This window comes from Lewinellaceae bacterium (assembly GCA_020636135.1).
Taxonomy (GTDB): Bacteria; Bacteroidota; Bacteroidia; order Chitinophagales; family Saprospiraceae; genus JAGQXC01.
This window is the reverse complement of the sequence record JACJYK010000001.1, coordinates 2,375,389-2,390,147: the sequence shown is the minus strand read 5'-3', so window position 1 is coordinate 2,390,147 and position 14,759 is coordinate 2,375,389. Positions and strand designations below refer to the sequence as shown.

Genomic DNA, 14,759 nt, shown 5'->3' with positions numbered 1-14,759 from the left:
ATTGGGAGAGGGTGATATCAATGCTTGGGTACGGTCTTGTCCGGATCAATCCGTACCTAAGATTATTCGACATCCTGCACACACCTGAATCCGGTATGATTAAATCCGGAGTCTTTGCTGGAACTCATGCGACGGGCCACGCGGTATCCGCTGCAATAACTTTCATTGCACAAAAAGGAGCCTCCCCGTACAACATGGTTTGGAGACCAGGGTTCGCGGGGATCATTGTAGTTTTCAGAACCTACCGGATCTTTTACTTGATTTTTTTCCGCATAGGACTGGTAAATGCTGGCATCGTATTTATCCTGACACCATTCCCATACATTTCCTGCCATATCGTAAAGGCCGTAGCCATTAGGAGGAAAAGACTTGACCGGAGCTGTACGGGCATAACCATCAAGTAGGTAGTTCTGATAAGGGAATGCGCCCTGCCAGAAATTTGCCTTGTCAGAGGCTTGTTCGATGGGCTCATTGCCCCAGGGATATTTTACATCATCTTTGCCCCCCATGGATGCCCATTCCCACTCAGCTTCCGTGGGCAATCGTTTACCGGCCCATGCTGCGTATGCGGTGGCATCTTCCCAGGACACGTGCACGACGGGATGATTCATACGCCCTTTCAGGTCACTGCCGGGCCCTTCCGGATGACGCCAGTTGGCGCCGGGCGTCCATTCCCACCATTGGGTATAATCATTGAGGTCTACCGGATGGTCGGAAGGCTTGAAGACCAAACTGCCAGCTACGAGGACCGAATCCGGTGGCTTGGGCGTGCCTTCCGGAACCTGCTTTTTCATTTCTTCCCAGTCGATGTCTTTTTCCGCGATGGTGACATATTGAGTCGCGTCAACGAATTGTTCAAATTCGGTATTGGTCACTTCCGTGATGTCCATGAAGAATGGTGAAATGACCACTTTGTGTCTTGGGAATTCATCCTGGGAGGCCTGGGCAGATTTACCACCCATTTCGAAAGAGCCACCAGGAATAAAGGCCATTCCTTCAGGTATCTCTTCCGGTGCCTGGGTGGTTTGTGCTGATTCTTGCTTCTCCCCATCGGAAGTGGAGCATCCTGAAAAATACAGGATCACACCACTGAAAATCAAATATTTAATGAATGGTTTGTACATTTTCAGGAATATGTTTTTCAACGTATTTAATAATAAAACTCCTAAGAGGTCTGAATTGATAATTCATGAAATAAGTATAGGACTATTATTTTTTGATAATCTCATTGTGAATTAATTGGTTCCGGCAATTTCCCGTTCTTTGAGCATATCCGGCCCCTTGATCAGCTTTTCATTGTGTTTTTTGACCACTTCATTGATTTGTTCAATGACTTCCGGATAATCCGCCGCGATATCAAATTGTTCGGATGGATCGACATTGACATTATACAGTAGTGGTGGATCATGCCGGGTCACTTCCGGCTCATAAGCTTCCTGGGTAATGAAATGCGCCTTATAATCGCCAACCCGGACCGCATACAGCCAGTCTCCCCGGTAATAGAACATTTCATTTCGTGGACTTGGGGCGTTTTCAAATAAGGTTGCACTGATATCAATGCCATCAATGACCCGGTCGTCGGGAATCGCCACCCCTGCTAACGTACTGAAGGTGGTGAACAGGTCCATGGTTGTGCCGATACCGGTGACCAGACCGGGTTTGATGTTGCCAGGGGACCAGAAGATGCACGGTTCACGCATACCGCCTTCCCAGGTAGAGCCTTTGCCATTTCTCAATAACCCGGCACTGCCACCTTCCTGGTTCATAATCAGCCAGGGGCCATTATCCGATGTGAAGACAACAATGGTATTTTCTGCCAGGCCCATCGCAGCAAGTGTGTCAAGCACCCGGCCGACGTTATAATCTATTTCTTCAACCACATCGCCATACAATCCTCTTGGGCTGGTGCCTTCAAATTCCTTGGATGCAAATAAAGGTACGTGAGGCAGGTTATAGGCCAGATAGAGGAAGAATGGACTTTCTTTATGCTCGTTGATGAATTTTATGGATTCGTCGGTGTAGCGTTTGGTTATGGTATGCTGATTTGCTGGTCGCTCGATGATCTCCGTATTCCGCATCAAAGGGACCTGAAACATATTGATGTCTTTTCTGGCTGCTGTTTTCCAGAAATTCATATAACCTCCTATGGCTTGAAAATCGGCTACATTATCCATATCGTTGCTATAGGGAATTCCATAATAATAATCAAATCCATTATTGGTGGGCAGATATTGCTCTTTACTGCCGAGATGCCATTTGCCGACACATGCAGTTGCATAGCCTGCTTTTTTCAATTGTTCTGCTAGCGTGATTTCTTCTGCCGGCAATCCATTTTTTGAATCAGGAAAAAGGACGCGGTTAACTCTGCTGGTCATCCCACTCCTTACCGGCAAGCGCCCCGTTAATAAAGCGGCTCGGCTGGGAGTGCATACGCTGGCACCTACATAAAAATTGGTCCATTTCTGGCCCTCATTGGCCATTTTATCCAATCGTGGAGTACGGATGGTAGGGTGCCCATAGACTCCCAGATCGCCATATCCCAAATCATCAGCAAACAATATGATGAAATTAAGCGGCTGATCGTTTTTTCCGTTGGCGGAAGTTTCTACGGGATCTGTACAAGAAAAAATAATGGTCAGATAAATGAGCGCTGTGATCTTTAAAGTTTTCATTTAACTACTTTGTTTGCTGAATTCGGGTCGAAAGACAGAAGCCGCGCGACCCTGAAAACCACAGTTTGGCCAGACAAACAAATGACCGGCAAATGGTTGATGATTTAATTCACTGTCCTTAAGCCCAATGCTGGCGGTGGTGACGTAAAGATCCTTTAATTCAGCTCCCCCAAATACACATGATGTTACCTTTTCCACCGGGAGATCTATTTGAAGGAGTTTTTTACCCGTTTCCGGATCCCAGCGGCTCACCTGCCATCCGCCCCAATGTGCTATCCATAGTTTGTTTTCCGCATCGATGGTCATGCCGTCGGGAAAACCTTCGGTTTCCCGGAAATGAATGATATCCTTTGGATTGGACAGGTCACCGGTTTCCGGATTAAAATCAAAGGCCTTCACCAGTCGGGTAGGAGAGTCGATATAATAGAATTTCCGGCCATCGGCATGCCAGGCCAGGCCGTTGGAGACGGAGACTTTTGGTATCATTAAGTGTACTGACAGGTCCGGATCCATCCGGTATAGATTTCCTGCGTGCGGCCTTTCCTCCAGGTGCATGGTCCCTGCCCAGAATCGCCCGGCAGGATCACACTTTCCATCGTTAAACCGGTTATTGGTCAAATGGGATTCCGGATCGGTGATACGTTGAATCTTTCCATTTTCCCTGTCTATGAATGCAAATCCGGACTGAAGTGCGGCAATAAGTTTTCCGTTAGCACACCATGCAATGGCGCCAATCATTTCACCTGCTTCAAGATTCCGGTACGTTCCGGATTCTGGATAGTATTCGTGAATGATTCCCTTGATGATGTCCAACCAGAGGATGGATTGATTGTCAGGCGACCACAGCGGGCCCTCTCCCAGTTCCGATCGATGGGATGTTACCGGTTGAATTGCTCTATGCATTGCCGGTGTCATAGGGTGAGGGACTCACGGAGGTCCATCCGCCATCGACGATAAGCGTTTGACCGGTAATGTGTCTGGCTTCATCGGAAACCAGGAATAGTGCTGTTGCCGCAATATCACCAACGGTTGCGGGGCGACCCATCGGGGTGATTTTCGACCATGTTCGCTCATACCCGGGATCTTCAAGTGTGCGTTCGGTGGAGGTTGCCCCGGGGGCTATCGCATTTACGTTGATGCGGTAAGGAGAAAGTTCGACAACCAGTCCTTTGGCCAGCATTTCCAGTGCCGCTTTACTCATGCCGTAGGCCGTTAGGTTTTGATGAGCCTGGTGCCCGGTCACGGAGGACATAAACAATATCGTTCCACCCCAGGCTTGTTGTTTCATGATAAGGGCAGCCTGTTGGGCCAGAAAAAAGGAGCCGGCAAGATTTACAGCCATCACCCGGTCGAAAGCCTCTCTTGTATAAGACAGAAATTCGCCAAATAGAGTTATGCCGGCATTGGCGATCACGACATCCAGACGGCCAAATGAATCCATTGCCATTTGGATCATTGCCGCGATAATTGCCGGATCACTGCAGTCACCGGGAACCCCTTTGCTGGGAACTCCCAGTGTCGCTGCGGCCATTTCAGTAAGTTTCTCATCGGCATCATTCAAAACTACTCTGGCGCCAGCATCCGTCAGTTGACGGCATATCTCCAGTCCGATGCCCTGACCTGCACCGGTTACAATAGCCACTTTATCCTTTAAATTTCGCATGCTCACCGGTCCGGATTATTGGTTAGTGGGAATCCTTGGTTACCTGACTTCCGGACCCGCCTCTGAGAAAGTCAAGATCTGCTCCCAGGTGGGCTCCCTGCACATGATTGATGTACAGCTGAACATAGCCGCGATCGGTGATGGGCGGCAAAGCAGCTTTCATAGCCTGGCGGTCAGCGATTTCCTTGTCCGATAAATGGAGGTGCAATAACCGCTGATGAATGTCCAGGGTTATCTCGTCACCATCTTTAACAATACCTAAAGTGCCACCGTCAGCCGATTCCGGAGCGACGTGCAGGACAACCGTCCCGAACCCGGTACCACTCATGCGTCCATCGGAAATGCGGACCATATCTTTCACACCCTTTGCCAATAATTTAGCTGGTAGTCCCATATTTCCTACTTCGGGCATCCCGGGATATCCTTTCGGCCCGACATTTTTTAAGACCAGGATGCTGTTTTCATCCACATCAAGTTCCGGATCGTCAATGCGATGTTTGTAGTCATCGATGTCTTCGAACACGACTGCTTTCCCCGTATGGACCAGGAGGGATTTCGTTGCTGCCGAAGGTTTGATCACGGCACCTTCCAAGGAGAGGTTTCCTTTCAGGATCATTACGCCGGCTAGTTCATTGAAGGGCTCTTCCATTCCGGATATGACGGTGGTGTCGTAGCAGGGCGCCTGGCTCACATTGTCCTCGACCGTGCTGCCGTTGACCGTAATACATTCACGGTGAAGCTTGGGTAACAATTCTTTCATGATCGCCGGCAAACCGCCTGCGTAATAAAAGTCCTCCATAAAATATTCACCGGATGGCTGCAAATTGGCCAATAAGGGAATCCCTTTGGAGAACCGGTCAAAATCATCTATCGTCAGGTCAACACCAATGCGACCGGCTATTGCCAGTAAATGGATCACAAAATTGGTTGAACCACAGATAGCCGCATTGACCATGATGGCATTTTCAAAAGCCTCCCGTGTGAGTACGTCGGATAACTTACGATTTTCCCGAACCATCTGAACGATGGCCTGGCCGGATCGTTGAGCGATTACTTTACGGGCTGCATCCGGTGCAGGAATGGCTGCATTTCCGGGTAATGACAGACCCAGGGACTCCACCATGCACGCCATGGTGGATGCCGTTCCCATCACGGCACAATGCCCGTCACTGCGACACATACCCGCCTCGGCGGTACGCATCTCATGGTCGTCCATCAGCCCTGACCGGTTCGCTTCGCTGAATCTCCAGATATCAGAGGTGCTGATGCTTTTACCTTTGTATCGTCCGGTAAGCATAGGTCCACCCGATACGACGATGCTGGGCAGGTCAACGCTGCAGGCACCCATCACCAGAGAAGGAGTTGTTTTGTCACATCCGCATAAAAGGACGACGCCGTCCATAGGGTTCGCTCGGATACTTTCTTCGACATCCATGGATGCAAGATTCCGGTAAAGCATGGCTGTGGGTTTGATCAGCGTCTCGCCGAGGGACATCACCGGAAATTCCAAAGGAAATCCTCCGGCTTCAAGCACACCCCGTTTAACGAATTCTGCGAGCTCACGAAAGTGTGAATTGCAGGGTGTGTATTCGGACCAGGTATTACAGATTCCAATTACTGGTCGCCCATCAAATTCAAAATCAGGGATACCACTCTTCTTCATCCAGGCCCGATAAATGAACCCATCTTTACCCTTACGGCCAAACCATCCTTGACTTCTCATGTCCAATTGTACTATTTTGGACGGAAGTTAAGGATTATAGTGGTGGCAATCCAAGAACTGGTTCATTGAAAATGAGCTGGAGATGAATCCGGATAGAGCATCTTGGTATCAATGTTCTTTCAGTATTTTTTTCCAGGTGACATCCGCTTTATTAAGCAATTCAAATTCCGGATCGGGCAGCTGGTTCCAGAGCTTTAGCGTATTGGAGGCTCTTTTGTTGTAAAATAATAACAATCGACCTTCGACGATCTTATAAGTAAGCGGATCAACATCAACCTTTTGACCTTTCAGTGCCATGGCATAGGCACACCACCCACCATAGGCAGGCACATATTTTTCGGGATTCAAGGTGAACGTATTCCGGTTTGCTTCACTGCCAAAAAAATAGGTGATGCCTTCATGGATTGCTGTCCAATTGGGATTTCCCTTCTCAGGAGCATCCAGGAAATAGGAGATAGGGTCATAACCCATGAGCCCAACGTGATGTTCATCAACATTGAAATTCTTCAGGTTGGTTTCACCGACTGACTGGCCAAATGTTGTAGTAGCAAAGAAGGTCAAACCAGTTAACAGCTCAATGATTGTAATTCGCATTTGAATTTACTTGGTAATAAATCTTAACACTAAACTAATCTATTAACTTAATGGTTTTATGAATTTGACCGGGAGCAGAAGCCATTTGGTTTTCTTCCGGACAAATAGATGGGTTACCGGGCCCTCAAGCAATCACAAAAATATACCCAATTGGTATCCTTACCAGATACGACCATTCGTGTTAGGTATTTGTGCATAATTCGATAATATGTTCCATCAAAATTTTTACGTCCCTGTATCCGCTTATTAAATCCTTTAAATTGCCATAACGGAATCCGATATTATTTTCAAACTCCGGATTCAATAGCATATTTTTATTATCGGTATCGAATTGATAGGGACCCGGGTCAATGCCCAAAGTGTCAAGGGCCTTCCTGATAATCCATTCATTGACCAGATTACCGTTTTGAATGTAAATGGTCTTAATATTAGACCGGTAAGATTCACAGAGACTTTCTGTAGCAGCCAGCTGTTTCAATATCGTCTCCCAATCGGATAAAGACCTCCGGAGCTCAGCGTTTGAAATGGCTTTGAAGTTCCCGGAAAGCAGCATTTCGTTGAATATGGTCATTTTGGGCGTGAAATGAGGAGAGCCTGATGCTACCGAAAAAAATATTTGTTCAAAATCCAGGTCATCAATCGGGGCAATTTTTGGACCGGTCAGTGATAACATTTTTTTGGAGGCTTCCACCATATTTTTTCCCCGCTCAATTTGGGTACTAAGAATGGCCAAATTGTTCGAAAACTCCTGAGACAGTTCAACCCGAAGGTCCTTGTCGATCTGAAGTAGTTTTCGGCGTTCATTCCAGTTGTTGACCTGGAGTGCGATCAGGATGCCGATTACTACCAGGATAATTTCTCCGATAGCGTACAGCAGATACCTGGACAATCCCTTTTCCTGAAATAGTTGTCGTTTGATTTTTGCAATAAACCGGATCATACATTAAACGGGTTTTTTGGGTTGGACACGAGACTATTTTAAAGATAATAATTGCTATTTGAAGTAAAAATAGTTGTCCATCAATGTCAATTAATGGAGCCTGGATTCACCTTCGGCAACGGTCCGCACCTTTTCGTACTACCATGCTTTTTCTTATTTTCATTCAATGAAGCTTCATCTTGTCAATGGATTTCTTGGCAGTGGCAAAACGACTACTATTGCCGCAGCCTGTGTTCAATTAAAGGAGGCTGGTTTCCGGGTGGCAGTAATCACCAACGATCAGGGACAGGATCTGGTGGATACGTATTACCTGCGAAGTCTGGGCATAACGACCAATGAAGTTACGGGAGGTTGCTTTTGCTGTCATTTTAGCCAATTGGAATCAAGTCTTCTCCAATTCATCAGCAATTACGATCCGGAGGTGATCTTTGCCGAATCCGTTGGCTCGTGTACAGATCTGGTAGCAACCGTAGCCAAGCCAATGCTTCAAAAATATCCCCACCTGGAATTAACCATTTCGACGGTCACCGATGCTTCGCTTATGTTCAAAATCATCATGGATCAGGCTTCCTTTTTGACTGAAGAGATCCGGTACATTTTTCAGAAACAAATCGAAGAAGCAGATATTCTGTTCCTCAATAAAGCCGATCTGCTTTCCACTTCCGAACATTCATCCTTAATCAACCAAACCGGTTTGATTTATCCTGAAAAATTGTTGATGACCGGTAGCGCACGGAATCCTTCCGACATTGCTTCCTGGCTTGATTATTTGCCTGAACTGTCCGGGACTGTAACACGGCAGGTGCTTGATGTTGATTATGACCGGTACGCAGCCGGAGAAGCCGCTTTAGGATGGCTGAATGTGCGCATACCAATCCAGGATAGGCAAGGGAGGTCAATGCTCATCGCTGAAAAAGTGATTATCACTTTTTACCGGAAAATCATAGACCAAAAACTGATCATTGGCCATCTTAAATGTTTGATCGATACCGGCGAAGCGACTTATAAATTCAATTTTACCAGCAGTTCATCCGACTACCCGGCTGCTTCAACTTCAGAAGTTATTGCAGTGGAATCAACCTTGACCATAAATGCCCGGGTGGCCTGTTCTCCCCAGCAACTTCAGGATCTGTTATTGGAGTCCCTGCATTTTGTAAAGCTCGAATTTGCCGTTGCTTTTACTCCTGGACCAATCGAGGCATTTGCACCGGCATATCCCAATCCGCAATTCCGATTGGATCATTGAATATTGTGGATCATCGTTTGTCGATTAGCCATTATTTTATGTGGCAATAACCCGCCTGTAATAACCTGTAAAAGAATTATATTAAAGGACTTAAGAGAAATTGAAATGAAAAAACAGAACCGGCGCAAATTCATTCGGGACATTGGTATAGGAAGTTTGGTTACCACAACGGCTCCCTCCGTGCTGCTTGCTGACGAAACCAAAAGCAAGACAAAACCGGAACCAGAATCTTACGGCCCTGTCGACAACAAAAGAAAATACAATACCCCGTATGAAGGTGCCCATCTCAACCGCATTGCATTTCCGGTCGGGGGCATTGGTGCCGGAATGTTTTGCATTGAAGGAGGCGGAGCTATCTCCCATATGTCCATAAAAAACCGACCAGATGTATTCAACGAGCCCGGATTATTTGGTGCAATCTATCTGAAAGGTGTTTCACGGGGTGCCAAGATCCTGGAAGGCCCGGTGCCGGAATGGAAGAAGTTTGGCCAACCAGGGGCTGGGAACGGATTAGGTGGCAGCATCACTGGCCTGCCGCACTTTCACCACGCCCGCTTTACGAACCGCTTTCCATTTGCGGACATTGAACTGAAAGATGATGAATTGCCACTTGACGTAAAAATTACCGGATGGAGTCCATTCATTCCAACCGAAGAAGACCGCTCGAGTTTACCGGTAGGGGCAATGGAATATTCGTTTGTCAATACGGGAGCGCAGCCATTGGATGCAATCTTTTCGTTCAATGCCAGGCAATTTTTACGTATTGATGGAGGCAAAGATTCCATCAAATCAATTCAGGGCGGGTTTATACTGCATCAGGAGGGCTCCGCGGATAAGCCAGAGGAAAAATCTTCTTTTGCCATTTATACCGATAACCCGGGTACAATCATCGATCACTGTTGGTTCAGAGGAGGATGGTGGGATCCCCTGACCATGGCCTGGAATGCCATTAAAAAGGGCGAGGCTATTGCCGTTGAGCCGGTAGAATCGGGAGCTCCGGGGGCATCCCTTTATATTCCATTGCAACTAGAGCCGGGCAAGGCAACTCGTGTGACCATCTATTTTACCTGGTATGTACCTCATACCAACATTGCCATTGGCAAGGTTGAGGATGACCGGACAGGTTGTGATCCGGATTCAGGTTGTTGTTTCACAGCCTATGAAAAAGGACTGGCAGATGAAGTCAAGCCTGCGGATGCGGAACATTATCAGCCCTGGTACAGCAGGAAATTTGACTCAATCGATCAGGTGAGCGCCTATTGGACCAGTGAATACAAAGCTTTGAAACGGGATTCCACCTTGTTTTCAGATGCTTTTTATGCCAGTACATTGCCGCCGGAAGTCATTGAAGCGGTTGCGTGTAATCTTTCCATCTTAAAATCACCTACTGTTCTCCGGCAATTTGACGGACGACTTTGGTGCTTTGAAGGCTGCGGTGATACCTGGGGCTGTTGTCATGGTTCGTGTACCCATGTTTGGAATTATGCTCAGGCTATTCCTCATTTATTTCCTGCACTGGAACGAAGCCTGCGGCACACGGAATTTTGTGAAAACCAGAATCCGGAAGGGCACCAGACATTTCGGGCAGCTTTGCCCATCCGTCCGGTGGATCATGGATTCCATGCAGCTGCAGATGGGCAATTGGGTGGCATCATGAAGGTTTACCGTGATTGGCGTATCTATGGAGATCAATCCTGGCTGAAGACCATGTATCCTATGGTCAAACAGAGCATGGATTACTGTATCCGTACCTGGGACCCTGACGAAAAAGGAACTTTGCAGGAACCTCATCACAATACCTATGACATAGAATTCTGGGGGCCGGATGGTATGCATGCAACGTTTTACCTGGGAGCTCTGGCAGCAATTTCTGCTATGGGAAAGCATCTCGGCGAAGATGTAAATCGTTATGAGAAGTTAGCAACAGCAGCGAAAGACTTCACGGAGTCTCAATTGTATGACGGTGAATATTACATCCAGCAAATCAAATATACCGGACTGCATGCCGAGGATCCTGTTAAAGCTTCTGAAAAATCCTATGGCTCCGGCTACTCGGAAGAGGCCCTGGCATTATTGCAGAAGGAAGGCCCTAAATATCAGTATGGTTCTGGTTGTCTATCCGATGGAGTCCTGGGAGCCTGGATGGCGCGGGTTTGCGGTCTCCCGGATATGCTCTCTGCTGACCGGCTGCGAAGCCATCTGGTAGCTATCCATAAATATAACCTTAAAACAGACCTCAGCGATCACGCCAATCCCCAGAGGCCCTCATTTGCGCTGGGTGAAGAGGGGGGATTGTTACTTTGTTCCTGGCCAAAGGGAGGACAGCTTTCATTGCCATTCGTGTACAGTGACGAAGTGTGGACCGGGATCGAGCATCAGGCTGCATCCCACCTGATGCTGATGGGAGAGGTCGATAAAGGCCTGGACATTCTGCGTGCATCGAGGGATCGCTACGACGGACAGGTACGAAATCCCTATAATGAATACGAATGTGGTAACTGGTATGCTCGTGCCTTGTCCAGCTACGGTTATTTACAAGGGCTGACTGGTGTTCGCTATGATGCTGTGGACCGAACGCTGTATGTAGACAGCAAGGTGGGAGATTTTACTTCATTTTTAAGCACAGCAAGTGGATTTGGAACAGTAAAACTGGAAAACGGAAAAGCTACGGTTAAAACATACTATGGTAAAATTCCGGTGGATCATTTAGTTGTTCAGGGAATTGGTTAGGTGATATATGTTCTGTAGTTATCCAATACCTGTGAGCGATGCGAATTTCAGATGAATAAGTGCCCTGAAATGTAAACCATCATAGAATGATCCCGAATTTAGTCTTGTGCGGATAATTTGATTTTTTGTATGCTACTGTTGCATCCATGATTTTTGATTAATTCTTCGATCGTTTGAATTAGCTGATCAGATCGCTGGGAAAGAGCGAAATTTGAAATGATATGTTTTCGTGCAGCCTCCAAATCGTGTACTGGACTTTCGAAAGCTTTATGTAAAGTCTCTTTTAAAACTTCTGTCTTCCTACTCTCAACTATATACCCAAAATTACCAACAATTTTCGGTATAATGTTGACAGAGCTGCCTATTGGTATGCAACCACACAGCATAGCTTCACACAGTGAGAGTCCAAATCCTTCAAACATCGAAAGCTGTAAATAAAATGTAGCACTCAAATAATTGAATTTTAATTCCTCAGGCTTCAATTTTCCGTTAAATATTACATTTTGGGGTAGTGGTCCAAGATTGACAGGTTTGTTCATTCCAATTATGTGAAAATCATAATCTTCGAATTCGGGTGCTACCTGTAAGATCAAGTCACCACCTTTTCGCATCAATTGATTTTCAGATATAACTGTTACAATTTTATTTGGAATCCTTTCAATCTGACTTTCGGGCTTCCAAACCGTTTGATCAAGGCCATTGTAAATAACTTTGACCGGCGTTTGTAAATTGGGGAAAAATCGTAAAATCCCCTGATCCTCTTCTGCTGTGTTAGAGGAATAACTATTTTTTATGGAAATGAGTGATTCGCTTACGGGCAACAGCATATAAGCATTATTGTAAACAATATGGCAGATTTTTTTCAATAATGATTTGCGGAGAGTACCATATTTTATAGATGGCATTGCAGCACAATCGGTGCCGTGAAGTATTACTACAGATGGAATATTGAATATTTTGCCGAAAAGCACAGGAACTAATGCCCAATATCCTCCAAAAGATACTACGATGGCGTCGGTCCTTAGGTATGAAGTGATAAAGCGGACAAATTGATATAATATCAGAGCCGGTGTAAGTACCTTCTTTGACCATTGGTATATCATTACTTCCACATCAAACGTTGACTTCAGGACCTGAATGTCAGAATTGATGAATGAAGAAAGATTTGGAGCAACAAAAACAATTCTGTTTCGCTTTTGCATTACAGTTTTTTTAACCGATCGTAAATTGCAATCACTTTGCTTTCGTTGGTTTGTCTATGGAGGTTGTAATTAATGAAAGAGCTGAATAGCATAAAACCATGTTTGTTTCCCTTGATTAAGTTCACCAGGAATAGGTAAATCGGGAATAAATAATAATCCAATATCCTTTTGTTCTTTTTATAAAAGAGATAATTTGTATAGTGCCCAATGCTCATTTTCTCTTTCTGTGTGATGAAGTTCTTGCCAATTTCATTGCCTATGTGTGTGATTGCACATTGAATCTGGCTGACTTCAATTCCTGCCTGGTGTGCTCTGTAAAACAGATCAAGGTCTTCTCCGTACAGAAAGTAATCTTCGCTCCAGCCGTTTAATTGGTGTACTATTTTAGAAGAAGCAAGCACAAATGCTCCGGTATACCAATAAATTACTTTTCTGCGGGTTAACTTGTTAATTAAGTTGCCTATTGTTGGAATTTCGTGCTTCGTTTTTTGTATTTTTTTATTTTTCCCGTCAATGAGAATAGCGGAATACAGACAATTTGATTTGAATTGTTCTTGCAGCCATATATTCAGGTACATTCCCGAATCTTCATCAAAGTATGCATCGGGGTTGAGAAATAATATGATATCTGAGTTTGAGAGTGAAATGCCAAGATTGTTGGCTCTGGAAAATCCAAGGTTTGATTGATTCTTAATTACTTTAATGTTTTCCAGGTTGAGTTTTTCTATCTCTTCAACGGAGTGATCCGAGGAGTGGTTGTCAACGATTATTATCTCATGGGGATAGCTCAGGTGGTTCTTTACTGATTGGCAGCACCTTTTGAGTAAATAACCGGAATTGAAATTCACGATGATGATGCTTAAGCCAGTGTTCATATTTGGGTTCAATTGGGTGTTCTTTGAAAAGTCAAAATTAAAATAGGGTTACCATTATGGTTTTACTACCTGGATACGATAGGTTATTTCCATGGCTGAGAAGATATTTGTGAATAATCCTTCGTATAATTCCTGCCTTCTGATATTGGAGTTAAAATAGCTGGAAAGTAGTCTCTTCTTGATTCCACTGATTATTTTATTATTGGGATGATAAAATTTTAGATATCGAAATACTGTTCTGAATTTAAAGTCCGTATAAAAATCTGGCACTTTTCTTTTTAATACCTGGAGTCGGTCTGGTGTGTAATATTCCATGGTATACAACCCGAAGAAGCGTTTATGAGTAGGGTCTGAATAAAAATATGGATTTGAGAAATGAGGGACTGTGAATTCATAGAACCCATCCGGTTTAAGTATGCGATGAACATCTGCCAAAAGCGGATTTATGTCCTCTAAGTGCTCCATAAAATGGCTGGAGTATATTTCATCAACTGATTGATCAGGTACAAATGGTAATCCCTTCTCAATATCTGCGACAATATCAGTTGCGCTGGTATTTACGATATCAATGCCAATCATACCAGGTTTCTTTATGTTGCCGCAGCCCAGATCGAGTACTATCCTGGACCTGTCCTTGCATAATTCCTTGAATTGTAATTGGTTCATAAAAATCGTTAAAGATCAATTAGGTCAAGACTTAAAATGATGCTCTTTTTTAACATTTTTTGTTCCTATTGGAGCAACCACGTGAAATGAACTTAACTCGTTATCCTTACTCTTTACCTATTAGAAATCAATTTGGATGGTATATGTCTTGCGCTCTCCAGATCTGGTAGTCCCGCCCCATGGGAATAAGGTGCAATGTAATACTTAGTTTCTTAGTTGTAAATGGTAAAAGAACATTGTATATATTACCTAATAGGTGTATTGGCCTAGATAATTGATATTCAATAATTTAGACTGATATTGTTTGCATTTGTTTTTGCTGTAAAGGTGCCAGTCCATGGACGGGTGACACTACACATTAGCCATTGAAATTAAACCTTCTGGTTATGACCTGTAAAATGAAATTGATAACTTGGACAGTCCTTAATTTGGGTTGAAACGCATGGTG

Annotated in this window: 12 protein-coding genes; 2 read left to right on the top strand and 10 right to left on the bottom strand. The window is 45.0% G+C overall.

The window, feature by feature from the left end:
* Positions 1–62: 62 nt before the first annotated feature.
* The 7 genes from H6570_09075 to H6570_09045 all read right to left on the bottom strand — a co-directional run bounded on the left by H6570_09075 (position 63) and on the right by H6570_09045 (position 7,592).
* Positions 63–1,124, bottom strand: coding sequence for a formylglycine-generating enzyme family protein (locus H6570_09075; protein ID MCB9319422.1), 1,062 nt, complete (start codon positions 1,122–1,124; stop codon positions 63–65).
* A gap of 111 nt (positions 1,125–1,235) precedes the next feature.
* A complete protein-coding gene (locus H6570_09070; protein MCB9319421.1) occupies positions 1,236–2,672 on the bottom strand; it encodes a sulfatase in 1,437 nt (478 codons plus the stop codon).
* The gene (locus tag H6570_09065; protein MCB9319420.1) at positions 2,673–3,575 is read right to left on the bottom strand and encodes an SMP-30/gluconolactonase/LRE family protein; all 903 of its coding nucleotides are present in this window, start codon (positions 3,573–3,575) and stop codon (positions 2,673–2,675) included.
* Positions 3,568–4,335 carry an SDR family oxidoreductase gene (locus H6570_09060; protein MCB9319419.1) on the bottom strand — a complete coding sequence of 256 codons (768 nt, stop codon included), beginning with the start codon at positions 4,333–4,335 and terminating at the stop codon, positions 3,568–3,570. Before H6570_09060 ends, H6570_09065 begins: the two co-directional genes overlap by 8 nt.
* A gap of 22 nt (positions 4,336–4,357) precedes the next feature.
* Positions 4,358–6,064 (bottom strand): dihydroxy-acid dehydratase, encoded by a 1,707-nt coding sequence (locus tag H6570_09055; protein ID MCB9319418.1) that lies wholly within the window; start codon positions 6,062–6,064, stop codon positions 4,358–4,360.
* 102 nt (positions 6,065–6,166) lie between these two features.
* Positions 6,167–6,568: a YHS domain protein gene (locus tag H6570_09050; protein ID MCB9319417.1), complete on the bottom strand. Its 402-nt coding sequence runs from the start codon at positions 6,566–6,568 to the stop codon at positions 6,167–6,169.
* Between the two features lie 265 nt (positions 6,569–6,833).
* Positions 6,834–7,592, bottom strand: a complete 759-nt coding sequence (locus tag H6570_09045) for a hypothetical protein (GenBank protein ID MCB9319416.1) — start codon at positions 7,590–7,592, stop codon at positions 6,834–6,836.
* Positions 7,593–7,758: 166 nt separating this feature from the next.
* On the opposite strand from H6570_09045, the gene H6570_09040 reads away from it, so the two are divergent.
* Together H6570_09040 and H6570_09035 are read left to right on the top strand one after the other, a co-directional pair.
* Complete coding sequence (locus H6570_09040) at positions 7,759–8,838, top strand: hypothetical protein (GenBank protein ID MCB9319415.1); 1,080 nt, start codon at positions 7,759–7,761, stop codon at positions 8,836–8,838.
* A gap of 105 nt (positions 8,839–8,943) precedes the next feature.
* Complete coding sequence (locus H6570_09035; protein ID MCB9319414.1) at positions 8,944–11,568, top strand: hypothetical protein; 2,625 nt, start codon at positions 8,944–8,946, stop codon at positions 11,566–11,568.
* Positions 11,569–11,666: 98 nt separating this feature from the next.
* On the opposite strand, the gene H6570_09030 is transcribed toward H6570_09035, so the two are convergent.
* The 3 genes from H6570_09030 to H6570_09020 are packed head-to-tail and all read right to left on the bottom strand — an operon-like array spanning position 11,667 to position 14,311.
* Complete coding sequence (locus H6570_09030; GenBank protein ID MCB9319413.1) at positions 11,667–12,770, bottom strand: glycosyltransferase family 4 protein; 1,104 nt, start codon at positions 12,768–12,770, stop codon at positions 11,667–11,669.
* Positions 12,770–13,645, bottom strand: coding sequence for a glycosyltransferase family 2 protein (locus H6570_09025; protein MCB9319412.1), 876 nt, complete (start codon positions 13,643–13,645; stop codon positions 12,770–12,772). The genes H6570_09030 and H6570_09025 overlap by 1 nt, the downstream gene beginning before the upstream one ends.
* Before the next feature lie 54 nt (positions 13,646–13,699).
* The gene (locus H6570_09020) at positions 13,700–14,311 is read right to left on the bottom strand and encodes a class I SAM-dependent methyltransferase (GenBank protein ID MCB9319411.1); all 612 of its coding nucleotides are present in this window, start codon (positions 14,309–14,311) and stop codon (positions 13,700–13,702) included.
* Positions 14,312–14,759 lie beyond the last annotated feature (448 nt).

Excerpts from the sequence above, each read along its gene's own strand:
- H6570_09075 (MCB9319422.1), bottom strand. The coding sequence starts at position 1,124 with ATGTACAAACCATTCATTAAATATTTGATTTTCAGTGGTGTGATCCTG.
- H6570_09065 (MCB9319420.1), bottom strand. The coding sequence starts at position 3,575 with ATGCATAGAGCAATTCAACCGGTAACATCCCATCGATCGGAACTGGGA.
- H6570_09045 (MCB9319416.1), bottom strand. The coding sequence starts at position 7,592 with ATGATCCGGTTTATTGCAAAAATCAAACGACAACTATTTCAGGAAAAG.
- H6570_09060 (MCB9319419.1), bottom strand. The coding sequence starts at position 4,335 with ATGCGAAATTTAAAGGATAAAGTGGCTATTGTAACCGGTGCAGGTCAG.
- H6570_09070 (MCB9319421.1), bottom strand. The coding sequence starts at position 2,672 with ATGAAAACTTTAAAGATCACAGCGCTCATTTATCTGACCATTATTTTT.
- H6570_09025 (MCB9319412.1), bottom strand. The coding sequence starts at position 13,645 with ATGAACACTGGCTTAAGCATCATCATCGTGAATTTCAATTCCGGTTAT.
- H6570_09030 (MCB9319413.1), bottom strand. The coding sequence starts at position 12,770 with ATGCAAAAGCGAAACAGAATTGTTTTTGTTGCTCCAAATCTTTCTTCA.
- H6570_09035 (MCB9319414.1), top strand. The coding sequence starts at position 8,944 with ATGAAAAAACAGAACCGGCGCAAATTCATTCGGGACATTGGTATAGGA.
- H6570_09040 (MCB9319415.1), top strand. The coding sequence starts at position 7,759 with ATGAAGCTTCATCTTGTCAATGGATTTCTTGGCAGTGGCAAAACGACT.
- H6570_09020 (MCB9319411.1), bottom strand. The coding sequence starts at position 14,311 with ATGAACCAATTACAATTCAAGGAATTATGCAAGGACAGGTCCAGGATA.